We start from the raw sequence: 26,110 nt of genomic DNA, 5'->3' as shown, positions 1-26,110 counted from the left end.
AGGAGGATACAATATGAATATAGTAAAAACAGTTGATTTAACAAAAACATATAAGGGCGGAGTAGAAGTAAATGCCCTTTCAAATGTAAACTTTGAACTAGAAAAAGGAGACCTAGTTGCCATTATTGGAGACAGTGGTTCTGGCAAATCTACACTACTTCATTTACTTGCAGGAGTAGATACACCAACAAGTGGTGATATATTTATTCAAGATAAAAATATTACCAAGTTTAACAAAGACGAAATGACAGTATTTCGCAGAAGAAATATTGGCGTTGTCTACCAATTTTTTAACCTCATTCCAAATATTAATGTGAGAAAAAACATCCTACTTCCTCTTTTATTAGACAATAAAAAAGTAGATGAAGAATATTTAAAGGAAATTTTATCGATACTAGGAATAGAAGGAAAGCTTGATAGGTATCCAAAACAATTATCCGGTGGTGAGCAACAAAGAGTTGCCATTGCCAGAAGTTTGATTACAAGACCTGCCATAATCTTAGCAGATGAACCTACAGGAAATCTTGATAGGAAAAACTCAGAAGAAATCATAGGACTTTTCAGACTTGTAAATAAGAGATTAAATTCTACAATTATGATAATAACTCATGATGAAAAAGTAGCAAATTCTTGTAACAAGGTTTATAGAATGGTAGATGGTAGGTTAAATTTCTTAGGAGATGGAACTTATGAAAATTATTAATGACCTAGCTGATGGAGCTGTAAAAAATAATAAAAAAGACAGTTTTGCTATTAAAATTTCCATACTTTTAGCAGTTATTCTACTAGGAACTGTAATTTTTATCTTTAATGCAATGAGAACCGAACAGTATAATTATGTTAAGAAAAATGTTGGAAACTACCATGTGTCAATTAGTGAAATTGACGAGAAACTTTATGATAAATTAATAAATGATGAGGATATAGAAAAAATTTCTTTTAATAAAATCATAGAGACAGATTTAAATGCAACTATCTATGAATTTGGAGATTCTACTGGTCTTATAGGTTTTGATATTAAAGAGGGAAGAAAACCTAATAATTCAAACGAGATTTTAGTTCCAGAGAAATTTTTAATAAAAAGTAAAGAGTATGATTTGGGCTCTGAAATAACTGTTCGTGATAAAACTTATAAAGTAGTTGGAGTTTATGATGATTATTCTAAATCATTTGAAGAGTCTATGCTTATAGGTTTGACTGAAAGTGATAACAAGAAAGGTTTATTTGAAAAAAATGATGAAATAGAAGCCCAAATTTGGTATAAAAATATAAGGGATACTTATACAAAAACTAGGGAAGTTTTGTCTGAAATGAATATTGACGAGAACCATGCCTTAGATATTGGGAGAGTTTTTTATAATAAAGATATCTTAGAATATAAGATGGTCTATCCAAAAGGAATCATCCCACCAAAGAGTGTTGTAAACTTAGCTATAGAAAAATATGGAGCAGGCTTCTTTCTTTGCCTACTTTTTGCTTTTATCATTTATGGTTCTTTTAATGTATGGAACAATAGGGATTTAAAGGAAATTGCTCTATTAAAAAGCACAGGTATGACAGATAAGCAGGTCAAAAAAATGATTCGAAAGAAAGCTTTTAAACTTTCAACCTTACCAATAGCCTTGGGAACAATTCTATCTTTGGCATTTGCAAATCTTCTCTTATACTTAATGTGGCTTAATAATTCAATATCCTATAAAAATATGTCTGAGATATTGGGAGAAAGTTTAAAATCCCCAGGTTTTTATTTCGTCTATCCAAACCCTATTTCTATAATAATGATTATATTATTGTCAATCTTAACAGTTTATTTATCTGCGATAATCCCTGCTAGGAAAAGTACAAAAATAAAAATTATAGAAGGTTTAAATGGGATTACAGAAAAAAACATTAAATTGGGTAAGTCAAAAATAAATGGACCTATAGAAAAGACTTTAGCAAAAGATTATTACAGGTCTTATCGTTCAACCTATCGAATTATTGTAATTTCCATGGTTCTGTCTGCCTTTGTGTTAACTGCTGTCTTAGTTAGTCAATCATATAGAACTTTGAATAAAAAATATAACTCTTATAAAAGTCCTTACAATTTTAATTCAAGTATTTACACTGATAAGAATTTAGATAAAAACTTATTAGCTGATTTAGAAAAAGTTGACAGAATAAAAGAGCTTCACCTATATCAAAGAAATGACACAAAATTTTATGTTGACGATAATAAAGATTTAATTTCTAAAGACTTAAAAGATTCTTTAGCTAGTGGCAAAATAGAAAATGATAGACTATATGCTAGTATATATGCTTTAACAGATGAAGATTTTGAAAAGCTTTTAAAAGAAAATAACATCTCTCATGCATCTTATTTATTACTTAATAAGATAAGAAAAGATAATAAAACTCCGTATGCTTTTAGTGAGTATATAAAAATTTCTGATAAGGGATTTGGAGATATTACTTTAAAATATAATGCAGATGGTAAGTCCATGCCTATAAAAATAGATTCAAGTATTGATGAAATGCCTTATAATCTAGAAGCTTATAATGACAATCAAATATCTATCTTTACAAGTGAAAGTACTATGAAAAAATTTATTAATGAATATGGAATAGATGAAGGCGACCCAGTCTATTATTACTTTGTAAAAATTAAAGCTGATAATAATAAAGAAAAAGTATTTGAAGATGCAGAAAAAGTGATTTCAAATTATGTTCCAAAATCTGACCATGGCACTTCTACAGAAATTATTAGAGCAGCTATGGATAAAGAACAAATAAGGAATGAAAGACTTTTAAATCTAGCTATCCAAATCATTCTTATAACAATTGCTCTTTCCAATGCCTATAATAGTTTTAAAGGCAACCTTAGAGCAAGAGCCAATGATTTTAAACTTCTATCAACAGCAGGTATGACACAAAAGCAAATGAAAAAGATGGTCCTTGGAGAAGGAAAGAGATTGTTTAAAAATATTTTCTTAGCCTATATCTTTATGTTCATTATGGGAATTGCATTGAGAGCCTATAGGAGTAACTATGAATTAGAATTTGCGATAAAAGGTCTTATAGCAAATATGAATTATATCCCTCTAATAATAGTATTTGTATTTATGATTGCAGGGGTTTTAGTAGCAATAAAAAGTGGTCTTAAAACAATAAACGAAAACTCAGATAATACTTTCAAGAGTATATAAGAAAAAGGCTGTGAGCATTCAAACTCATAGCCTTTTCTATTGCCACCTAAAGACTCTTTAAATCAGTTTTTCTAAAATCCCTAATTCAATGAGCCTTAAGGCTCTCTTTTTTCATAAGGAAATTAGAAAGATCAAGGATCTTTGTGCTTATAATTTTTAATCCATTTTAGAAACATGAACAAGTTCACCATGTCTGTAATAATACTTTGGCAATCTCCTATTAAGATGAGTTATAAAAGATGTTTCGCAATCACCAGAAAATTTACATATATCTCTTATTCTAATTTCTTCATTATCCTGTTTGCCGATTAAAACAACTTCATCACCAATTTTGCAATCAACACCTGTTGCATCTATCATCATTTGATCCATACAGATTAAACCAATTTGTTTACACCTTTTTCCATTTATTAATACTTCAATTTTTTCGGATAAAATTCGTGGAAAGGCATCTGCATACCCAATGGGTAGAGTTACGACTTTTGTGTCTTTAGTGCATTTATAAAATCTTTCATAGCCAACAGTTTCACCGCATTTTACCTTTCTTATAGAAGATATTTCTGCTTTTATTGAAAGGATTTCTTTTAGATTAAATTCTTCTGGAAGTTTTTCACTGTCAGTATAACCATATTGAATTATTCCTGGTCTTACCATGTCTAGATCATACTCTCTATGATATAAAACAGAAGAAGAATTCGCAATATGTCTATATTTGAAATTATAGCCCTTACTTTCAATTTCTTTTATAAAGTTTGTAAAGTAGGTAAACTGCCTTTTCGTAAATTCTGGATCTGATTCACAAGCTGCAAAGTGAGAAAAAATACCTTCCACATAAATATTTTTAAGTTGGAAAATATTTATGATTTTATCTAAAGAATCTTTATTAGGAATGAATCCAATTCTAGACATTCCACTGTCTACGGCAATGTGAATTTTTGCAACTTTAAGCATTCGTTTTGCAATAGCATCAAGATTATTAGCATCATCAAGGGAATAAAGATTAAGCGTAATATTATTTTTAATTGCATCTTCATATAGATATGGTGGAGTGTAGCCAAGGATCAATATATCCGAATTGGGAAATTCTTTCCTAAAAGTCAAAGCTTCACCTAGAGTTGCCACTGCATAAAAATTTACTCCAAGTTCCGTAGATATATAGGAAAGGGGAAGAGCACCAAGTCTGTAAGCATCGCTTTTTACAACACTCATAACTTCTGTACTATCGCCCACGAGATTTTTAATTTCCTTAATATTATTTTCAAAATTATCTAAATTTATTTCAATCCAAGCTGGTCTTGTTAAAAAGTCCTTCATTTTATTATCCTTTCAAAACGAGAATTTCTTTTAATATTATAGCATAGTAAAAGGTTTTATAAAATATTTGTACAAAAAAACTGCCACGAGAGCAGTTTCTTTAATATTCTTTTTCAACTAGTAAAATATTCAATATTACAGCTGCAATAGTTCCGCCAGATATACCAGATGAAAAAAGTGCTGAGATTAAACTTGGAAGTTTTGAAACAATGTCAGGTCTCATTGTAATACCAATGCCAACGCCAATCCCTCCAGCTATAATCATAATATTTTTTGTGGAAAATTTCGCCTTGCTAAGTGCTTGCATACCTGAACCTAAAATTGTACCAAACATTAGAATACCTGCACCTCCAAGAATAGGTGAAGGCATAATTGAAACTAAAGTAGCAAATTTAGGACAAAAGCTCATTATTATCAATATAAAAGATGAGAAAAGAGCAACTTTTTTAGATGCACATTTTGTAAGTGGTATTAACCCAACATTTTGACTAAAAGTTTGGGCTGCTCCTGAACCAAATACAGGTGATAACATTGAACCAATAGCATCAGCTCTAACTCCACTAGAGATATCGGCATCAGAAAGGTCAACTTCACAAACGGTGCCAAGAGTTTTCATAACTCCAACAGTTTCTATAATAGTTACAAGATAACCTGCGATAAAGGGAACGACAAATCTTAAATCAAATTTAACTCCAAAGGGGAATAACTCTGGAATTTTTATCCAAGGTGCGGCTGCAACTTGTGAAAAATCGACAATCCCCATTGGAATACAAATAATATAAGAAATTATCATTGCAATAAATACTGATGCAGTTGTTGCAAAACCTCTTCCGTAATGATTTATAAAAATTATGAGGAGAAAAGTGAAGACGGCAATTCCAATAAAGAGCGGATCTCCATAATTTTCTGCACCGTATCCTCCTCCAACCCAATCAAAAGCTACAGGCATCATAGTTATTCCTATTAGTGTAATAACAGTTCCAGTAACGACCTCTGGGAAAAATTTCAAAAGAGGTTTGATAAAAAAGCTAAGTATTAATTCTAAAAGTGCACCTAAAATTGTTGCACCAAAGTAACCTGCAAGTCCACCGCCCATAGTGTTAATGACAGCATTGGCAGGTGGCACAAATCCAAAGTCAGTTCCCATAATTGTTGGCAGACCTATGCCGACTTTTGCATTACCTTTAAAAATTCCCTTAGTTTGTATAAAAGAACAAATACCAGATGCAAGTAATGCTGCAGAAATAAGTATAGAAGTTTCTGACACATTAGTGCCAGCTATTGCTGCGATACTCAGTGGTACAGCGATAATTCCACTAAAAGCAGTCAAGATGTTTTGAAATCCAAGTAGTGAAGATTTTAAAAATCCTGGTTTATCATCAACTTCATATTCTAGTTTCATTCCAATGTATTCCTTCACAATAAACTCCTTTTTTAATATAATTATAACAAAAATGATTTTAGCATATAAGTATTTGACATACAATAATATTAGAGGGGGTAAATATGTATTTATTTGTAGCATTAGGTGGAGCGCTTGGGTCTTTATTAAGATATTTTTTATCTAATAATATAAAAAGTGGAGGAAATTTTCCAATTTCAACTTTTATAATAAATGTAATAGGATCTTTTTTGATTGCATTAATTGCCTTTTACGCAGAAAAAAACAAATTAGATTCAAGACTTGTAATATTTATGAAAGTTGGATTTTGTGGAGGATTTACAACTTTTTCTACATTTGCCTTTGAAATATTTAATTTGGAAAATAATGGAAATTTTTTGAATTCAATTTTTTACGCTGTCCTTAGCATAGTTTTTTCTCTTATTGCAATAGATTTTGCAAGGTTTTTAATTTTAGAAAGAGTTTAATAAAGTGTAATTTAAGAAATTTGTAAGATTTTGTTCAGCTTTTTGTAATTATTATTTGCTATTATAATTAAACAAGGAGGGATGTAATGGATAGATACAATATTTTAATTGCTGAGGACGATAAGGAAATTGCAAGATCCATTGGAATTTATCTTAAAAATGAAAATTTTAATATTTTTTATGCCTATGATGGTCTTGAAGCCATAAAAATTTTTAAAAATGAAAAAATTGATTTGATAATAATGGATCTCATGATGCCTAATTTATCTGGCGAAGAAGCTATTATTAAACTTAGGGAAATTTCTGTTGTTCCAATAATTATTTTATCTGCTAAATCAGAAGACACTGACAAAATTTTCGGACTAAATATTGGCGCTGATGATTATATTCAAAAGCCCTTCAATCCAATGGAGCTTATTGCTCGTGTTAAGAGCAACTTGAGAAGATTTTATGCCTATGATTTAAAAAATGACAGAAACTTTATTGAAATAGGTAGCATTAAATTAGATTTATCTCAGAAAATTGCCTATGTTGAAGATAAGCCAGTTAGTCTTACTTCTATTGAGTTTAAAATTTTGGAGCTTCTCATGAGAAATCCAAATAGAGTTTTTTCCATTGAAGAAATTTATGAAAGCGTGTGGAATGAACCAGCCATGGAGGCAAAGACTGTGACAGTTCACATTAGAAGAATTAGAGAAAAAATCGAAGTAAATCCAAAGAAGCCAATGTATCTTAAAGTGCAGTGGGGACTTGGTTACAAATTTGAAGATTTGAGGCGAAAATAATGAAAAAAAATTCTTACAAATTATCCTATTATGCTTTAATAATTTTAGGTATATCACTTATTTCACTTTTGGCAGGTAGATTTTTATTTTCTAAGAATCCGGATTCATCTTATAAAAGAAATATGACAGAAAATAGGATTTATAACACTCTAAATCAGTCAGTAAATAACAATGATGATTTTTATAGTAGTTATAAAGAATTTAACTATGCTATAAAGTCTTATAAGTTAAAATATTTTGACAAAAACGGAAATGTTGTTACAGATAGAGGAGTAATTGAAGCTCAAAAGAAAAAAGATGCCCTAAAAGAAAAGGGACTTGACCCAAAACTTTATTTGGATGAAGGTATGATAGATCAACCAGAAATAAAATCTGAGTACAAGACTTTTTACTTAACTAATGAATATGAAAAAAATGAATTTGATCCATTAGAAATTGAAATGGGAAATAATGACTTTTTGATTACTGGTTCGGTAATTGATGATAGTATAGTGATTGACAAAGTTCAAAAAAGTAAAAGACTTATGGATAGTAACTACAATTTTATTGACAAGTCTTTTAAGACGGCTCTAAATGAAACCTTTAGTAAATTAAATAGTAATAATAATGTTAAAAATCTAAAGTTTGCTTATTACACATCATTAGACGATGAAGTCTTTAAAGAAATTGAAAGAGATGTATTTAGAGACCAAGTTTTTGTGCAAATTGGAGTAAGCGTATTAATTGCAGCTGTTCTTTCTGCAATACTTGGACTATTTATGAATCTTGAAAAAGTTGATGGCAGTGAAAGCTTGAGTAAAGTTTTCAAACTTCCAATAGAACTTGTGATCATTCTATTTGTAATTTTTGTAGTTTCTAGTGCAGGAATATCAAGCATGAATCAAATTTACAGTAATTTGTATATTTTCTATTTCTTATATTTAATTGGTCTTGTAATTGTTTCACTAACAGTAAATTATTTGGTAATTTTATTAAAGAGCATATTTAACAAAAATACAGAAAATTATCTTCTTAAAAATTCTCTAATTTATAGAATTTTTACTGGTGCTATTTCAGAATTTTCAAATATAGATGAAGAAAATAAAAATATTAAAGATGCAAAAATTAAATTTACCCTAGTTTATTTTGGAATTTGTTTTGTGCTGTTTATAGTATTCCTCTTCTTTGCATCATTATATTCCTCTGCTCTTGAAGGAATAGTAATTCCAATGATATTATTTGGGATTTTCATATATATAATAATTCTAAAAAACATAAATGAAGTTGCAAGAATTTCCAGAGAGTCTAGTGAAATTGTTAAGGGAAATTATAAGAAGAACATCGAGAAAAATGGTGGTCTTTATGATGGCATAGTTGATAATTTTAACAATATTGGAGAGAACCTAGACCTTGCCATTGAAGATGCAGTAAAATCTGAAAGGTTAAAGACAGAACTAATAACAAATGTCAGCCACGACTTAAAGACTCCACTGACATCTATAATTAATTATTCAGACCTATTATCTAAGGATGATAATTCTGAAGAACAAGTGAAGGAGTATTCAAAAATAATCAATGATAAGTCCAACAAGTTAAAAGTCTTAATCGAAGATTTATTTGAAGTTTCAAAAGCGACATCAAACAATATTGAACTAGATAGACAAGAACTTGACTTTAATTCTCTTGTTCAACAGTCAATAGGAGAGTGGGAAGACAAAATTGCAGAAAAGAATTTAGAAATAATTTCAAATCTTCCTGAAGATAAGGTAATGCTTAACATTGACGGACAAAAATTTTCAAGGGTTCTAGATAACTTATTCTCAAATATTTCTAAATACGCTTTAGAAAACTCAAGAGTATATGTAGATCTCTTTAACAAAGATGGTATTAAACTCACTATAAAAAATATTTCTAAGTATCCACTTAATATTTCTTCGGATGAACTTATGGAAAGATTTACTCGTGGTGAAAAATCAAGGACGACATCAGGCTCAGGTCTTGGACTATCAATAGCATCATCCTTTGTTAGAGCTCATGGTGCAAGCTTTTATATAGATATTGATGGAGATTTATTTAAGGTTACCATAGAATTTTAAAATAAAAATTTTAAAAGATATTAATAAATATGCTTAAAAGGATTTTAAATATAAGTGCAGAAGAAAGTTCGGTGGAAAATTATTTCGCCGGACTTTTTTCTATTATTAAAACTTGACAAAAATAAAGTGGCGATGTATACTCGAGATGAAAATATAAATACTAACAATAATGAACAAGAGGTGAGAAAAATGGAACTATCAAATGGAGAAATAATGGTAATGGAAGTTTTGTGGGAAGGGGAGTGTTTAGATGAAAATGGAGAAATCCAAGCCCTAGAATTATCCAAAGTATTAAAGGAAAAATATGATTTGGGTAAAACATCTTGCTACACATTTTTTGGAAGGTTATTAGAAAAGGGTGCAATTACAAGAAGGTATCCTAAGTACACAATAAAACCCATAGTCACAAGAGAAGAAGCTTTGCAGAAACAAAGAGAAGAAGCCATAGACAAATTATTTCAAGGTTCCTTTATAAATTTTTGTAGAACTTTTTTAAAGGACAATAAAATAAGTGAAGAAGAAGTTCAAGAGATGAAAAATATAATTAATGACTTTGAAAAAGAAGAAAAATGACAATAAGTATAGCGAGTTCAGAATTTCTATATAAAAGTTTAAAGTCTATTTTAATAATAATTTTAATTTTACTTTTTAGAAAGAGATTAAATTTAAAAAGCATAAAAGGCGCAAATATTATATTATGGACTCTTCTTTTAATATATTTAATATTTCCAAAAGATATATTATTTAGCGTAAAAACTTATGGAACTTCCAAATTTTTAAAAACAATTTTTGCACCATCAATTTTTATAAATCAAGTAGTAATAAATATGACATATAAATTCCCATCCTTATCAAGACTTAATAGGGTAGTAGGGTCAAGTTTAGTTATTATTTATACACTATATCAATTTATAAAATTTAAAAAAGTTATAAGTAATTCTATTGAATTAAAAGATAGGACTCATTTAAATAAATCTCTAAAAAAATTTAATATTAAAAGAGAAATTAAAATTTATATAAATGATGAAATAGACACGCCCATAACCTATGGCATAGTAAAACCAAAAATAATATTGCAAAAAAGCATTTTGAAGGATTGGGATTTATTAGAACATGTTTTAACTCACGAGCTAGTACATATAGAAAGATATCATATTTTATTAAGTCACTTAAAAAATTTAATAATATGTCTTTATTGGTACAATCCCTTTTTAATAATTAGCTTAAAATACTTTGAAGAAGATATAGAGATAAACTGCGACAAAATAGTTATAGAAAAAAGAGGAGATACTTTAGAAAATAGGAAAAATTATTGCCAGTCAATGCTTAAATTGGTAGAAAGACAAAGGGAAAATGATAAATTTGTCTTAAATTTAAGCCCAACTAAGGAAAGGATGTTGAACATGAAAAATTGGAAAAAAACAATGTCAGGTACATTTACTTTAATATTTTTATTATTCTTGTACATACCAGTGTTTACCAATGCCATTGAGGTAGACGAAAATCAAGTTATATCTGATACAGAGGGAATAAAAGAAGTTTATGTAAATGTGGACAATAGAGTTGAAGAAATAAGAGATGAAGAGTATAAAAAACTAGATTTATATGAAATCCCAACTAATGGTTTGAGATCAGCTAATATAGATGAAAAAAGAACATTAGAAGGATTAGATCATGAGACATATACATTTAACATGAGTTCACTTTTTGGAAAAAACCATAATGGATTTACTATAAGAACAAGTGAAATGTATTGTAGAGGCGGTGTAGATTATACAGTTATCATACAAGAAAATGGAAATATAATATATGAATCAAGATACAATCAAGGAGTAAATTTAAAAATCAAAGCTAATAGTGGAAGTAGTTATAAAGTTATTATAATTAATCAGTCTGTAAATCCTTTAACTTATAAAATAAATATAAGTAGTTATGTTAGGTAGGAGGTAAATCTATGAGATATTTGAATCCAAAGAGGTATAAGAATGGAGATTTTTTCATAATAAACAAGAATTACAAATAAAACATAGCAAATATTAATAAAATTAGGAGGATCATTATGAAAAAATCATTTAGTATATTAATTGTAGGTTGTATATTATTTAATTTGGTAACTTTTGTATCAGCACAAGAGAATGAAAATAATGAAATAAACAATGAAGAAAATGGTATATATTATGAACAACCAAGAGAAAGTATAGAAAAATTTTTTAACGATGCGAGAAAAGAAACTGAAGAAAAAGTAAGATTATTAAATTCTATTACAACTTTTGACAATTATTCTTATGAATATAAAACAGAATATTCGTCTAGAGAAAGGGTATATGCTAATAATGTTTTATTGAATGGACAGCCAAGAGGGGGCACAAGAATTGATGGATATATAAATATCAATACTGATAAAGGAACACCAATAAAACTATCTGTTTCAGTGGGATTACCTAAAGTTCCTACTGTAATGATTAATGTTGAGATGGGTTCATATACGGGTACAAACGTTTCTGGATATAGTATAAGAGTTCCGAATTCTTATCAATATTTTTTAGCTTATGCTGATAAAACATTTGAAGTTGAGGGGCATGTAGTATATTATAGATTAAGAAATTCAAATGATGAGTGGAAAGTTTATACAACTTTTTTCCCACATACTTTATTTAACGAACACTTTTATGTAATGCCTGTATAATAAAACCATATAAACATATTTAATACTTTAAGGGAGGTGCGTTTTGGATAAAAAAAATTTACTTTTTAAAATTTCAATTGTTCTTAATATTATTCTCTTGTGTTCTACAATTATTTTACAGCAAAAACTACAAAATCCAATGGTTCCCCTCTTGAAAGGAACTTATGTGTGTTTTAATAAAGATTTTTATTCAATGTCCTTTGATACTGAGAAAAAGGTCTATTATATCTTTTGCAATGGGAGTCTTATAAAGAAAGGCAATTTTAAAGAGGATGAAGACAAGAGGATATACAAACTAGAAGACAACAACTTTAACAAATATATTTTTTTAAATGGAAAGACCTTTTATTTTGCCATTTCAGAGGATAAGGTAATTAAATTTGAGAAGGAGTCAAATGCAATTACCTTTTACGGCGAGCCAAAGGATTTTAAATAAGAAAGTATAGAAAGACAAGGAAGTTCGGTTGAAATTAATTTCGCCGGACTTTTTTCTTTGCTCAATTTTATCATTGTGATAATATATGACTTAGGATGTGATTTTGTGATTTTAAATGAAATTAGAAATATAATGAAAGAAAAAAATATAGATTTTTATATTATTCCAACTAAAGACCCTCATGGTTCTGAATATCTTCCAGATTATTACAAGGAAAGGGAGTTTGTAACGGGTTTTACTGGTTCACAAGGTACTGCTGTCATAACAGGAGATGAGGCATATCTTTGGACTGATGGCAGATATTTTATCCAAGCCGCAAAAGAAATAAAAGATTTTGGATTTGAGCTTCAAAAAGAAGGGCAAGTTGGAGTTTTAAACTACACTGATTGGATAAGTGAGAATATAAAAGAAGGCATGACTCTTGGCTTAAATGCTGAATACTTTTCTCACAAAAACTTTTTTTCTTTGTCAGAAAAATTAAAATACAAAAATGTAAAAATCATTGACATAGATTTGATTTCTGACCTTTGGAAATATAGGTATCCTCTTCCAAAGGACGATGCTTTTTTACTTGATGTTAAATATGCAGGAAAAACTTCTGATGAAAAAATTTCTAAAATTAGAAAGATTTTAGAGAATAAAAAAGTTGACATGACAATTGTTTCTTCACTTGTCGACATCGCTTGGACTCTAAATATTCGTGGAATGGACATAAAGGACACGCCAGTTTTAATTTCCTTTATGATTATAGAAAATGATAAGGTAATTTTATTTGCTGACAGAGAAAAGACAAAAAGTATTGAAAAAGAAATTTCTGATGTAGTTGAATTAAGAGATTACTCAGAATTTTATGATTATATAAAATCTTATAAAGACAAAAAAATTTACCTCGACCCAAATTCAATTAACGAAAAAATTTATAAAGGCATTTGCGAAAAAAATGAAATAATTTTCGGCAATAATATTTCTGAAAACTTAAAGGCAATAAAAAATGAAATTGAAATAGAAAACCTTGAAGATACTTATGTTAGAGATGGGGTTGCATTATTTAAGTATATTTATTGGTTGAAAAAAAATGCAAAAAATAAAATTGGTGAATATGAAGCAGGAGTGATGCTTGACAACCTTCGTGCTGAAGATCCACTATATATTTCAAATTCTTTTGAGACAATTTCTGCCTATGGAGCAAATGCTGCAATGATGCACTATCATGCAACTAGGGACAAAGAATCTATAATTGAACCTAAGGGTTTTTATCTTGTGGATTCAGGCGGACAATATTATTCGGGGACAACAGACATAACGAGAACTATTGCCATGGGAGAACTTACAGATGAAGAAGTTCGTGATTATACTTTAACTTTAAAAAGTCACATAAACTTAATGGATGCAGTTTTCTTAAAGGGAACATATGATTTAGCTTTAGATGGAATTGCAAGATATGCATTGTGGCAAGAAAGATTAGATTATAAGTGCGGAACAGGTCACGGAATTGGTTTTGTGCTTTCAGTTCACGAGGGGCCGCATAGGATTTCGCCAAGAGATCCCGCAGTAAGGATGAAAGAAAATATGATTGTGTCAAATGAGCCTGGAGTTTATAAAGAAAACAAATACGGCATAAGAATTGAAAATATTATGAGAGTTGTCTTCGACTGTAAAACAGAAGATTCAATATTTAATAAATTTAAGACAATTTCTTTTTGTCCCTTTGAGTTAAAAGCAATTGACGCAAACTTACTTACAGATAGACAATTAGAAGTTTTGAACTCTTATCATAGAGAAGTTTTTACAAAATTAAGTCCCTTTTTTGAGGGAGAGATTTTAGATTATTTAAGAGAATCAACGAAAGAGGTAATTAGATAATTGATAGATTTAAGAGAAAGGCTTGACAAACTTCCTGATAAACCAGGAGTTTATATAATGAAAAATGAATTAGATGAGATAATTTATGTTGGAAAAGCTAAATCTCTTAGAAAAAGAGTTAGGCAATACTTTGGTTCCTATGGGAAAAGCTCTAAAAAAGTTGCCAGCATGGTCTCAAAAATTTACGATTTTGAGTATATCATTGTAGAAAATGAAGTGGAATCCCTTGTACTTGAATCAAATTTAATTAAGGATAATCTCCCAAAATACAATATTCTTTTACGTGATGATAAACAATATCCATATATTAAGGTAATGGTCAATGAGAGATTTCCCAGAGTTATAAAAACTCGAAGAATATTAAGGGATGGAGCGAAATATTTTGGGCCTTATCCAGATGTTTTTGCTGTAAATGGATCTATAGAAACCTTTGAAAGGATTTATCCTCTTAGAACCTGCAACTTAAATCTTGAAAATGTTGAAGAAAAAAATTACAGACCTTGTCTTAACTATTATATTGGAAAATGCCTTGGTCCTTGTATAGGCAATGTGAAGGATGAGGATTACAATATAATGGTTGATGAAGTTTTGAGTTTTTTATCTAGTTCAGATAATAAATTATTAGACAAGCTTCACGAAAAGATGATGGATTATTCAAAAAACTTGGATTACGAAAATGCTGCGGACATTCGCGATAGAATTAAAAATTTAGAATATTTAAAGGAAAGGCAACTTATAAGTGATCCGAAAACTCGTGACGATAAAGATATTATTGCCCTTGCAAAGGGAATAGATGAAGTGTTAATTCAAATTTTCTTTTTTAGGAAGGGGAAAATTATTGGTAGAGAGCATTATATGATAAGAGATTATTACAATGACAGCTATGATGAAATTTTTTCTTCCTTTTTAAAACAATTTTATATTGGAGCAAGTTACATTCCAAAGGAAATTATTATTGAAGAGAAACCTAGTGATATAAAAGTTTTAGAAGATTGGCTTTCAGAAAAAAGGGGCAACAAAGTTACAATAACCACTCCTATAAAGGGAGATAAAAAAGAATTAATTAAAATGGTTAAGAGAAATGCTCTTGATATGATTGAAAAGTATGGGGACAAATATAAAAAACGTGCAGAATCGAATAAATTAGCACTTGAAGAAATAAGAAACCTAATTGGACTAAGTGATATTCCAAGGCGTATTGAAGCCTATGATATTTCGAATATTTCTGGTGTTGAATCTGTAGGCTCAATGGTTGTATTTGAAGATGGAGATTCTAAAAAAAGTGATTATAGAAAGTTTAGAATTAAAAGTGTAATTGGACCTGACGATTATTCAAGCTTAAAAGAAGTAATAGAGAGAAGATTTACAAGAGGTGTTGAAGAAAAGAAAAATGATAAAAATACATCTTTTTCAAATTTTCCAGATTTAATAATGATGGACGGAGGCAAAGGTCAAGTAAATGCTGCAAAGGAAATTTTAGATAAGTTGAATTTAAATTTGGAAATTTGCGGACTTGTAAAGGATGATTTTCATAGAACCCGTGGAATTATTTACAATAACAAAGAATATAATGTTGATTTAAATTCTAGGGCTTATAAAATGATTTACAAAATCCAAGAAGAAGCTCATAGATTTGCTATAAATTATCATAGAAACTTAAGGTCAAAAGCAATGTTTAAGTCAGAGCTTGACGATATAAAAATGATTGGGCCTAAGCGAAAAGAAAATTTGCTAAAACATTTTAAATCCATTGACAAGATAAAAAATGCAAGCGTGGAAGAACTTTTAGAAGTTGAATCAATGAATGAAAAAAGTGCCAATTCACTTTATGAACATTTTAGGAGAACAAAAAATGGGAGTTAAATTAAAATATATAGTAGATGAATTAGAATTAGAAATTATTCATGAGTCTACTGATTATAAAGAGATTGAAATTAGAAATAGCGACATAAACAGACCAGGATTACAATTATGTGGTTATTATGCAAAATTTGTCAAAGATAGGATTCAGCTTATTGGAACTCAAGAGTGGCATTATATAAATTCCTTAAATGACGAAGAAAAGTATTCCACACTTGAAAGATTATTTAAGTACAATATTCCAGTAGTCGTATTTTCAAGAAATAACTTTATTTTCCCACAAGCAAAAATTTTGGCTAAAAAACATAATGTAACTATAGTTAGAAGTCCAGATACTACTTCAAAAATTTTTAGCAAAATTATTTCTCTAGTTGATGAAGCCTTGGCACCTACTATGAGAATGCATGGAGTTTTGCTCGACATCTCAGGTATAGGTGTACTTATTACGGGGAGAAGTGGAATAGGAAAAAGTGAAACTGCTCTTGATTTAATTTCAAATGGTGCAAGGCTAATTTCTGACGACTCAGTAATTATAAAAAATATAGACAAAAAATTAATAGGAAAATCTCCAGACATTACAAAATATTTTATGGAAATAAGAGGAGTTGGCATTATAGATATTCAAAAAATGTTTGGGATTGGTTTTGTAATGGAAGAAAAGGCAATAGAAGTTGTAGTAAATTTGGAGGATTGGGATGAGTCAAAGGAATATGAAAGGCTTGGACTTGACAATAATTACCAAAATATTTTAGGAATTGATGTAGTTAAGTTTGATATACCAGTAAAACCCGGAAGACATACTGCACTTATTATAGAAGTTGCTACAAAAAACTATAAACAAAAGGAATTAGGGTACAATCCAGCATTAGCTCTTAATGAGAGAATGTTAAAAAAATTAGATTAGATTTAAGAGAGATATTAGCTCTTTTATTTATTTTTATTAATAATAAATAAATAAATTAAAAAAATATATAATTCCACAATATGAAACATCTTTCGTAGTCCGCTATTTTCAATTATTTACGCCCATTTATTAACAATATTATTGAAATTTATTAAATTAAGTTCTATAATATAAAGAGTATAGTTAGTTTATATTTATATTATTAATCACGGGAGGATAATATGGCTAAAACATTTAAAACAATGGATGGTAATGAAGCAGCTGCTCATGTAGCCTATGCGTTTTCGGACGTTGCTTGTATTTACCCAATAACTCCATCATCTCCAATGGCAGAGCACATTGATGCTTGGGCTTCTCAAGGAAGAAAAAATATTTTCGGACAAGAAGTATTGGTTAAGGAGTTACAATCAGAAGGAGGAGCGGCAGGGGCTGTTCATGGTGCCCTACAAGCTGGATCACTCACTTCTACTTACACAGCATCTCAAGGTTTATTACTTATGCTACCTAATATGTATAAGATTGCAGGAGAATTACTTCCAGGAGTTTTCCACGTAGCAGCAAGAGCACTAGCCTCTCATGCACTATCAATCTTTGGCGATCATCAAGACGTTATGGCAGCTAGAGCATCAGGATTTGCACTTCTTGCATCTGGATCAGTTCAAGAAGCAATGGATTTAGCTGGCGTTGCTCACTTGTCTGCAATTAAAGGTAGAGTTCCTTTTGTTCACTTCTTTGATGGATTTAGAACATCTCACGAAGTTCAAAAAATTGAAGTACTTAATTATGAAGATTTAGAAAAACTTGTTGATAAAGAAGCAATTAAAGAATTTAAAGAAAGAGCTTTAAACCCAAAGGGACCTCAAATAAGGGGTACTGCTCAAAATCCTGATATTTATTTCCAAGAAATTGAAGCTTCAAATGAATACTACACAAAAATAGTTGGCATTACTGAAGATTATATGAAAGAAATTTCTAAATTAACAGGAAGAGAATACAACTTATTTAACTATTATGGAGCTAAAGATGCGACTAACATTATCGTAGCAATGGGTTCAGTTACAGAAACAATTGAAGAAGTTGTAGATTATCTAAATGCAAGAGGAGAAAAGACAGGACTTGTTAAAGTTCACCTATATAGACCTTTTTCAATTGAACACTTAATGAAAGCAATTCCTGAAACCGTTGAAAGAATTGCAGTTCTTGATAGAACTAAAGAAAAAGGAGCAGCTGGACAACCTCTATACTTGGATATTAGAGATGCCTTCTATGAATCAGACAAAAAGCCACTTATAGTTGGTGGTATTTATGGTCTTGGATCAAAAGACACTAATCCAACAGATATTCTTTCAGTTTTTGACAACCTTAAAGAAGATAAACCTAAGAATGACTTTACAATTGGTATAATTGATGATGTGACAAACAAATCACTACCAATAAAAGAAGAAATTACAACTGAACCAGAGGGAACTATTAGATGTAAATTCTGGGGATTTGGATCTGATGGTACTGTTGGTGCAAATAAATCAGCAATAAAAATTATTGGAGATAACACTGACATGTATGCTCAAGGTTATTTTGACTATGACTCCAAAAAATCTGGTGGAGTTACAATGTCTCACTTGAGATTTGGTAAAAATAAAATCACTTCAACTTATTTATTAACTAAGACTGATTTTATTTCTTGTTCAAAACAATCCTATGTATATTCTTATGACTTGTTGAGAGGACTTAAAAAGGGCGGTAAATTTTTACTAAATACTATTTGGAATGAAGAAGAACTTGATGAACATCTTCCAGGTTATATGAAAAAATATATAGCAGACAATGAAATTGAGTTTTATACAATTAATGCGACTAAAATTGCTGCAGAAGTTGGACTTGGCGGAAGAACTAATATGGTAATGCAATCCGCATTCTTTAAACTATCCCAAGTACTTCCACTTGACGAAGCCGTTAAACTTCTTAAAGAAGCAATTGTAAAAGATTACGGTGCTAAGGGCGACGATATTGTTAATATGAATTATGCCGCAGTAGATCGTGGAATAGATGCATTAAAGAAAATCAAGGTAAAAGATTCTTGGAAAGATGCAGATACTACTAAGGACTTTAAAATTGATGGAGCACCTGACTTTATAAACAATATTCTCATTCCAATGAATAGACAAGAAGGTAACGACCTTCCAGTTTCTACTTTTGTTGATATGCCTGATGGAACATTTCCATCTGGAACGAGTCGTTATGAAAAGAGAGGAATTGCTGTAAATGTTCCTCACTGGAAGATTGAAAACTGTATTCAATGTAATCAATGTTCACTAGTATGTCCTCATGCAGTTATAAGACCATTTTTAGCTGATAAAGAAGAAATGGCAAATGCACCTGAAGGCTTTGAAACTAAAAAAGCAATAGGAAAGGGACTTGAAAATTACGAATATAGAATGCAAATTTCACCTCTAGATTGTACTGGTTGTGGAAATTGTGCTCAAGTTTGTCCTGCTAAAGAAAAAGCACTTGTAATGTCACCTTTTGAAAATGAAATAGATGTACAAGCAGCTAATTGGGAATATGCTTCTGAACATATTAAATCTAAAGAAGAGAATATTGAACCAAATAACTTTAAAAATTCTCAATTCCAAACTCCATATCTTGAATTCTCTGGAGCTTGTGCAGGTTGTGGAGAAACTCCATATGTAAAACTTGTTACTCAATTATTTGGAGATAGAATGAGTATTGCAAATGCAACAGGATGTTCATCAATCTGGGGCGGTTCTGCACCATCAATGCCATATTGCACAGACGATTGTGGAAATGGACCATCTTGGGCTAACTCATTATTTGAAGATAATGCTGAATACGGATATGGTATGGCAGTATCTCAAGAACAAACTAGAAATAGAATTGAAAATCTAATGAAAGAATTTATTGAACTTAATGTAGATAAAGATGCAAATGATGCATTTAATGCATGGATTGAAGGCAAGGATGATTATAAGACTTCTAAAGCCGCAAGTGCAAATGTATTAAAGATTCTTGATAAAAAATTTGGAAATGAAAAGGCTGATGATATCATTGAAACATTACAAAGTCTTGAAAGATTCTTAATTAAAAAGAGTCAATGGATCATTGGTGGAGATGGTTGGGCATATGACATAGGATACGGTGGACTAGACCATGTTCTCGCATCAGGTGAAAATATCAATGTATTGGTTCTTGATACTGAGGTATATTCAAACACGGGTGGACAAGCATCTAAGGCGACTCCAACAGCAGCAATTGCTCAATTTGCCGCAGCTGGAAAGTTAACTAAGAAGAAGGATCTTGGACTAATGGCTACAACTTATGGTTATGTATATGTTGCACAAATCGCTCTCGGTGCAGATAAGAACCAAGCTTTCAAGGCAATTAAAGAAGCTGAAGCTTATGATGGACCATCACTAATAATTGCTTACGCACCATGTATAAATCACGGAATTAGAGTTGGAATGGGATTCTCAATAGAAGAAGAAAAGAAAGCTGTAGAAACTGGTTATTGGCATCTATACAGATTTAACCCTGAACTTAAATCTCAAGGAAAGAATCCATTTATCTTAGATTCTAAAGAACCTACAAAACCTTTCAGAGACTTCCTAGATGGAGAAGTTAGATACACTTCACTTAAGAAATTGTTCCCTGAAAGAGCTGAAAAGCTTTATGAAGTAGCAGAAGAGAATGCTAAAGAAAGATATGCAAGCTATGTAGTGCGTTCTGAAGAAAAATAAACTATATGTCAATTTTAAGAGGCTCGATGTTATTGAGCCTCTTTTTATTGTAAAAATCAATAAATACACAAATTATAAATAAATTTTTTAAACTTAATTTTTTATTATATATTTTTAAAAGATTTCTTTGAATTATCTGAAATTAACTTTTCTATAATATTATACTATATCTTACAATTTAATCTTTATAAATTACTAAAAAGGATTGATTTTAACCTTTTTCTAATGAGAATTTCTGTTTTTTTAACATGAGTTATAATGATATACTATAAGTAAAATTATAGATTGTAAAATAAATTATTAATCGACAATTTATATTTTATAAATAGAAAATTCTATTCATAAAATAAGGGGAGTAATCAATGAAAAGTATTTTAATTATTGAAGATAATGCAGAAATTGCTTTACAAATGAAAAAATATTTAATTAATGAGGGTTATGAAGTGGATATTGCATCTTCATATTATGAAGCAATCTATAATATGAATGTTGACATAGATGTAGCTCTTTTGGATATCAATCTTCCAGATAAAGATGGTCATCATTTAATAAAAAAACTAAAGAAAAAGGATATTAGAGTAATAGTTACTACAGTAAAAAATGATGAAGATTTTATTATTGCCTCACTAGATCAAGGGGCGGATGATTATTTAGTCAAGCCCTTTTCTTTAGCTATGCTTAGAGCAAGAATTGATGCTGTGCTTAGAACTATTGCTTTAGCTGAAGATGAATTTATCACATATAAAGACATAAAAATAGATTTAATTAAATCAGAGGTCTATTTTAAAGAAGAACTAGTAGAATTAACAGCCCTTGAATATGAGATTCTTTTACTATTTATTAAAAATCCCCATAGAGTCTATACTAGAGGGCAGCTTTTAGAAATGTTTTGGGAAGACAGGGATAGATTTGTCAATGACAATACTCTAACATCAACTATTAAAAGAGTAAGGGAAAAGCTAGATAGAGAAGTAATAACAACAGTTAGGGGAATAGGATATAGGATGGATTGAAATTTATAATTTTGATAGTTGGTTGTATTTACAGTATATATTAAAATAGAAAATAATGGTGAAATTTTGGAAAATAAAGTGAAAAACAGTTTATCAAAAGAAATGTTATAACAAGAAGGTATTGGATTAACATTTAAGAAAAAATTTATTATAATCTGTAGCAATATTTAGAGAAATTAGATATAGGAGATATTAAGATGATATATTTATTTTGGGCAATTAGTCTTTTATTTCTCTATTATATTTTAGAAAATAAAAAGAAAAAGAGAATAAATGAGATCATATACTTAATCGATAAGATGAAAGACCAGAACTATAAAATTCCCATGAAGCAAGACGATTTTTCAATTTTGGAGGATAAGATTTACAAACTATTTATAGAAATCGTAGAAGCCAAAGAGATAAGTACTGAAAATAGTGAAAAGCAAATAGAATACCTAGAAGATATTGCCCACCAAATAAAAACCCCCATAACTGGAATGTTATTTTCTATTGAAAATCTAGAATTAGAATATCCAGAAAAGGAAAGTATAGAGATTTTAAAAAGACAAATTCTAAGATTAAACTCTCTTGCTGATATTTTATTAAAACTTTCGAGTTTAGATGCAAATAAGGATATGATGAAAAGCGAGGAATTTAACTTGCAAGAATTAGTTGACTATGCTTTGGATAATTTTACTTTAAGGGAAGATATTATATTAGAAACCCAAGATATATTAAAGGAAAATATAATTTGTGGTGATTTTTATTGGTTAGCAGAAGCTCTTATAAATATCTTAAAAAATGCTAATAATAGAATGGCTTGTAATAAAATTTTTATAAGCTCATCAAAAAACCCGCTTTACACAAGTTTAGTAATTTCAGACAATGGTGGAGGAGTTGAAAAAGAAAATATGAGGAAAATATTTAAACGTTTTTATAAAACACCCGATTCAAATGGCTTTGGAATAGGTCTTGCCATGGCGAAATCAATTGTCGAAAAAAATAATGGAGAAATTTCTGTAAGAAATACTGAAGATGGTGCAAGTTTTGAAATTAAATTTTACAATGTCACCTAAAAATCACTTTACTTTTATATGCTTGCTCCAAGTTTGAATAGGAGGCAAGTATGGAAATATTAAAAGTTGAAAATTTAAGAAAAGAATATGGAGATGAAAATAATAAGGTCGTAGCCTTAGATGGTATTGACCTTCAGATTGAAAGAGGGGAATTTGTTGCAATTGTAGGCCCTAGCGGGTCGGGTAAATCAACCCTCCTACATATCATAGGTGGAGTAGATAGTCCAGACGATGGCAAGGTCTATATTGATGGTAACGACATTTCAAAGTATTCTTCAAAGGAACTGGCTTATTTCAGGAGAAGAAAAGTAGGACTTATCTATCAGTTTTACAATCTAATACCAAATTTAACAGTAGGACATAATATAGAGCTTCCCTTAAAGCTTGATAAAAGAAAGGTAAATGAGAAAGATTTTTTAGACATCGTAACAAAACTTGGCATAGAAAAGAAACTCAATTCTTTCCCAAATGAACTGTCTGGAGGACAACAACAAAGAGTTGCCATAGCTAGAAGTCTTATCTACAATCCATCTATAATATTAGCGGATGAACCAACAGGTAATTTAGACAGAAAAAACTCTAAAGAAATAATAGAGATTTTTAAATATTTTAACAAAACTTTAAAACAAACTATTATCCTAATCACTCATGACGAAGAAATAGCCTTACAAACAAATCGTATTATTACAATAGTCGATGGAAAAATTATAGGAGATGAGAGAAATGAATAAGAAGAATTTTCCTATTTTTATTTCCTTATTTATTGTAAGTCTGTTCTTCACTGTAATTTTTTACTATGGATATACAAATATGAGGGCTAACTATGGTTATTACATGGCTTCAAGTTTTTATCATGGGGAGATCAAAGAAGAACTCTCAAATGAAGATATTGAAAAACTAAAGTCCATTGAAGATATAGATTTGGTCGGAAAAATGTCTCTTAATCCTGACAACGGAAAACTTGCAGACGATTTAGTCGTTATCAACTACCAAGACCAAGCAATCAATAAGATGAGGGAGTATTCAAGATTAATTGAAGGCAGATTTGCTACAAAGGAAGACGAAATTGTTTTATCTGAAAGCCTCGTAGAGAAAAATAAACTTAAAATAGGCGACAAGCTAGAACTTGATTTGGGCAAAAGGTTTCTGAATGGCGAAGAGATAGGTCCCACAAGTGCAAATACTGACAGGGAAAAATTTGAGAGTCAAGGCTCTAAAAGCTTTACTTTAGTTGGTGTTTACGGAGATGTCTACAACAAGTACAGTAAACTAAGTTTTGCTCTAGGGCTACAAGATAAAATGGTCACCTTCAGAACCTTTGTAAAATTTCATTCATTTGAAGAAGCTTACAAAAATAGAGATAAAATTCAAGCAGAAATCAACCAGACTTTGGACAAAAATGTTACTTTAGAATTTTCTGAAAGTCTTATGAACTATTATGGAGTAGAAAATGAACCCTTACAAAATATAATGAGCAAGGCAGTTCTTGTTCTATCAGTTATTGGATGCATAGCAATATTTGTGTTTTTTATAAAAAACATATTTTGGGTTTGGGGGCTAAGGAAGATTAGAGAGCTTTCCATCTATAAATCTATTGGATCTACCAATGGACAAATTTATCTCTTACTTCTAAAGGAAGGACTTGTTACAACTGCAATTCCAATACTCTTAGGACACATTGCAGGATTTTTCTTTATGTATTGTTTGTATAAAAACATAACAAAAGGTGAAGGAGTAAGTGCCTTTGAAGTGATGAAATTTAATCCCTTATTAAGTTTGGCAATACTTGTAGTTTCCTTTGTGATTGTAGCATTAGCTATTAAATCCCCTGCGAAAAAGATTTCTAAAATAAATATTATAGACGGCATAAGAGGGAATATAGATTTTTCAAAATCAAAGAAGAAAAGAGCCAAAGATTTTTGGAAGGAATTAAAACTCAACAACTTAGCTTCAATAAAATCACAGAGATATATTTCTGCCATAGGAATAATAATTATTTCAGTGTTTATAATCATCATAGGTATCTCAAGTTACTACAGAGATTTTTTGTTTTACGATGATGGCTATAATTTCTCTGTTTATTATTTTAGTGAAAAGAATCAAGTACCAAAAATATTAAAAGAAATTGTAGATAAAATTCCTAACGAGAAGTCTTATATTTCAAAAGATAAGTATGTTCAAGTGGAAAACACAAATGAATTTTCAAAAGAAGCAAAGGCAGCTGGTTTAGATGAGGAAGCGAAAAAGAATATAGAAAAATATAAGGCAGAGGGTATGGATGGATTTATTATCGCCTTGGAAGAAAGTGACTTTAAAGAACTTGGAGGAAAGAAGGGTGAATTTGTCCTCTACAATACAATTCAAGAAGATTCTTCTATTCCAATAGCCAAGGCAAAGAGGATTCCCTATTTCGAAAACCCACAGACTTTAGATATTAACTTAAATGATTATAAGAAGACGATTAAAATTTCAAAGACTATAACAGATTTGGGGAAATTTAAGTCGAAAACAAGACCATTCGATGTAAAAGTTTATACAGATTTTGACACTTATTTTAAACTTATGGAAGAGTCCGGAGATGAAAAATATACAAACTATGCTTATACATTAAATATGAAGGTAAAAGATTCGGATACCAAAGATGTAAAAGAATATGTAGAAGCCATGATCAGGGAACAAATTTCACCTGAAGATAGATTTAATATTATTGCTGGTGATGAGCTAGAAGAAAAAGAGTTTAAAAGCTTACAAGCTCTAATTAAAATAGTGGTAAGTATTGGATTTATAATTTTTGTACTAAATATTACCAACGGCTACTCTTCAATTAATTTAAGTCTAATGAGCAGAAAAAAAGAAATCGGAAGTCTTTACTCTTGTGGTATGGACGTAGATGAGTTAAAGAACATCTATCAAAAAGAATTTATTGGAGAACAGGTAAAATCCTTTATAATTTCTATTATGGTGAGTTTAGCTGTAATGCTTATAATATCATTAGTAGCCCCTAGTTTAAGGATGAGTACTTTAATAAAATATTATGACTATAAAAGTTTCTTAGGATTTTCATTAGTCGTCTATGGTATTAATCTAATTATCTATCATTTCTCCTTAAAGAGAATACTAGAAAGACCAACCATTGATTTAATTAGAACAATTTAATTTTGAAAAGTATTGGTAGCTATTAGAAAAAGATGAACCTGTGAATCTAAACTTATGATGTTATATTAATGTTGACGAGTTTATTGTTTTAATATTTGGGTATAAAATTATAGAATGAATTTAAAAAACTTTTGAAGTTATATTTAGATTT

General features: G+C 29.8%; 19 protein-coding genes. 17 read left to right on the top strand and 2 right to left on the bottom strand.

The features are described 5' to 3' along the window. Nucleotides 1–13 precede the first annotated feature (13 nt). Together HKO22_RS00215 and HKO22_RS00210 are read left to right on the top strand one after the other, a co-directional pair. The gene (locus HKO22_RS00215) at nucleotides 14–703 is read left to right on the top strand and encodes an ABC transporter ATP-binding protein (protein ID WP_075658888.1); all 690 of its coding nucleotides are present in this window, start codon (nucleotides 14–16) and stop codon (nucleotides 701–703) included. Then, the gene (locus HKO22_RS00210; protein WP_169967639.1) at nucleotides 690–3,185 is read left to right on the top strand and encodes an FtsX-like permease family protein; all 2,496 of its coding nucleotides are present in this window, start codon (nucleotides 690–692) and stop codon (nucleotides 3,183–3,185) included. Before HKO22_RS00215 ends, HKO22_RS00210 begins: the two co-directional genes overlap by 14 nt. A 156-nt stretch (nucleotides 3,186–3,341) precedes the next feature. Here the strand turns inward: HKO22_RS00210 and alr are convergent, their stop codons facing one another. Then, the gene (gene alr, locus HKO22_RS00205; protein ID WP_169967636.1) at nucleotides 3,342–4,499 is read right to left on the bottom strand and encodes an alanine racemase; all 1,158 of its coding nucleotides are present in this window, start codon (nucleotides 4,497–4,499) and stop codon (nucleotides 3,342–3,344) included. Nucleotides 4,500–4,599: 100 nt separating this feature from the next. Then, on the bottom strand, nucleotides 4,600–5,919 hold the full coding sequence (locus HKO22_RS00200; protein WP_328818307.1) for a uracil-xanthine permease family protein: 1,320 nt from the start codon (nucleotides 5,917–5,919) through the stop codon (nucleotides 4,600–4,602). A gap of 86 nt (nucleotides 5,920–6,005) precedes the next feature. Here HKO22_RS00200 and crcB point away from each other — a divergent pair, with 86 nt between their 5' ends. The 15 genes from crcB (at nucleotide 6,006) to HKO22_RS00125 (ending at nucleotide 25,959) form a co-directional block, all read left to right on the top strand. Continuing rightward, a complete protein-coding gene (gene crcB, locus HKO22_RS00195; RefSeq protein WP_075658884.1) occupies nucleotides 6,006–6,368 on the top strand; it encodes a fluoride efflux transporter CrcB in 363 nt (120 codons plus the stop codon). An 86-nt stretch (nucleotides 6,369–6,454) separates the two neighbouring features. Further along, a complete protein-coding gene (locus HKO22_RS00190; protein ID WP_169967634.1) occupies nucleotides 6,455–7,153 on the top strand; it encodes a response regulator transcription factor in 699 nt (232 codons plus the stop codon). Next, entirely contained in the window at nucleotides 7,153–9,228 is a 2,076-nt protein-coding gene (locus HKO22_RS00185) for a sensor histidine kinase (RefSeq protein ID WP_169967632.1), read from the top strand. The genes HKO22_RS00190 and HKO22_RS00185 overlap by 1 nt, the downstream gene beginning before the upstream one ends. Before the next feature lie 189 nt (nucleotides 9,229–9,417). After that, nucleotides 9,418–9,801: a BlaI/MecI/CopY family transcriptional regulator gene (locus tag HKO22_RS00180; protein ID WP_075658878.1), complete on the top strand. Its 384-nt coding sequence runs from the start codon at nucleotides 9,418–9,420 to the stop codon at nucleotides 9,799–9,801. Next, nucleotides 9,798–11,171: a M56 family metallopeptidase gene (locus tag HKO22_RS00175; RefSeq protein WP_169967630.1), complete on the top strand. Its 1,374-nt coding sequence runs from the start codon at nucleotides 9,798–9,800 to the stop codon at nucleotides 11,169–11,171. The genes HKO22_RS00180 and HKO22_RS00175 overlap by 4 nt, the downstream gene beginning before the upstream one ends. A 116-nt stretch (nucleotides 11,172–11,287) precedes the next feature. Continuing rightward, entirely contained in the window at nucleotides 11,288–11,914 is a 627-nt protein-coding gene (locus HKO22_RS00170; RefSeq protein WP_169967628.1) for a hypothetical protein, read from the top strand. A gap of 43 nt (nucleotides 11,915–11,957) precedes the next feature. Continuing rightward, entirely contained in the window at nucleotides 11,958–12,350 is a 393-nt protein-coding gene (locus tag HKO22_RS00165; RefSeq protein WP_075658872.1) for a hypothetical protein, read from the top strand. Between the two features lie 105 nt (nucleotides 12,351–12,455). Next, nucleotides 12,456–14,213, top strand: a complete 1,758-nt coding sequence (locus HKO22_RS00160; protein WP_169967626.1) for an aminopeptidase P family protein — start codon at nucleotides 12,456–12,458, stop codon at nucleotides 14,211–14,213. After that, nucleotides 14,214–16,076: an excinuclease ABC subunit UvrC gene (gene uvrC, locus HKO22_RS00155; protein WP_169967624.1), complete on the top strand. Its 1,863-nt coding sequence runs from the start codon at nucleotides 14,214–14,216 to the stop codon at nucleotides 16,074–16,076. After that, the gene (gene hprK / locus HKO22_RS00150) at nucleotides 16,066–16,977 is read left to right on the top strand and encodes an HPr(Ser) kinase/phosphatase (RefSeq protein WP_075658866.1); all 912 of its coding nucleotides are present in this window, start codon (nucleotides 16,066–16,068) and stop codon (nucleotides 16,975–16,977) included. The genes uvrC and hprK overlap by 11 nt, the downstream gene beginning before the upstream one ends. 221 nt (nucleotides 16,978–17,198) lie before the next feature. Then, nucleotides 17,199–20,732: a pyruvate:ferredoxin (flavodoxin) oxidoreductase gene (gene nifJ, locus HKO22_RS00145; RefSeq protein ID WP_169967622.1), complete on the top strand. Its 3,534-nt coding sequence runs from the start codon at nucleotides 17,199–17,201 to the stop codon at nucleotides 20,730–20,732. A 362-nt stretch (nucleotides 20,733–21,094) separates the two neighbouring features. Beyond that, a complete protein-coding gene (locus HKO22_RS00140) occupies nucleotides 21,095–21,745 on the top strand; it encodes a response regulator transcription factor (RefSeq protein WP_075658862.1) in 651 nt (216 codons plus the stop codon). 197 nt (nucleotides 21,746–21,942) lie between these two features. Continuing rightward, the gene (locus HKO22_RS00135) at nucleotides 21,943–22,803 is read left to right on the top strand and encodes a sensor histidine kinase (protein ID WP_169967620.1); all 861 of its coding nucleotides are present in this window, start codon (nucleotides 21,943–21,945) and stop codon (nucleotides 22,801–22,803) included. A gap of 50 nt (nucleotides 22,804–22,853) precedes the next feature. Continuing rightward, nucleotides 22,854–23,534, top strand: coding sequence for an ABC transporter ATP-binding protein (locus HKO22_RS00130; RefSeq protein WP_169967618.1), 681 nt, complete (start codon nucleotides 22,854–22,856; stop codon nucleotides 23,532–23,534). Then, a complete protein-coding gene (locus HKO22_RS00125; RefSeq protein ID WP_169967616.1) occupies nucleotides 23,527–25,959 on the top strand; it encodes an ABC transporter permease in 2,433 nt (810 codons plus the stop codon). The genes HKO22_RS00130 and HKO22_RS00125 overlap by 8 nt, the downstream gene beginning before the upstream one ends. Nucleotides 25,960–26,110 lie beyond the last annotated feature (151 nt).

Source organism: Peptoniphilus faecalis, from assembly GCF_012976305.1.
GTDB classification, from domain to species: Bacteria; Bacillota; Clostridia; order Tissierellales; family Peptoniphilaceae; genus Peptoniphilus_A; species Peptoniphilus_A faecalis.
This window is presented reverse-complemented; position numbering and strand designations above follow the sequence as displayed.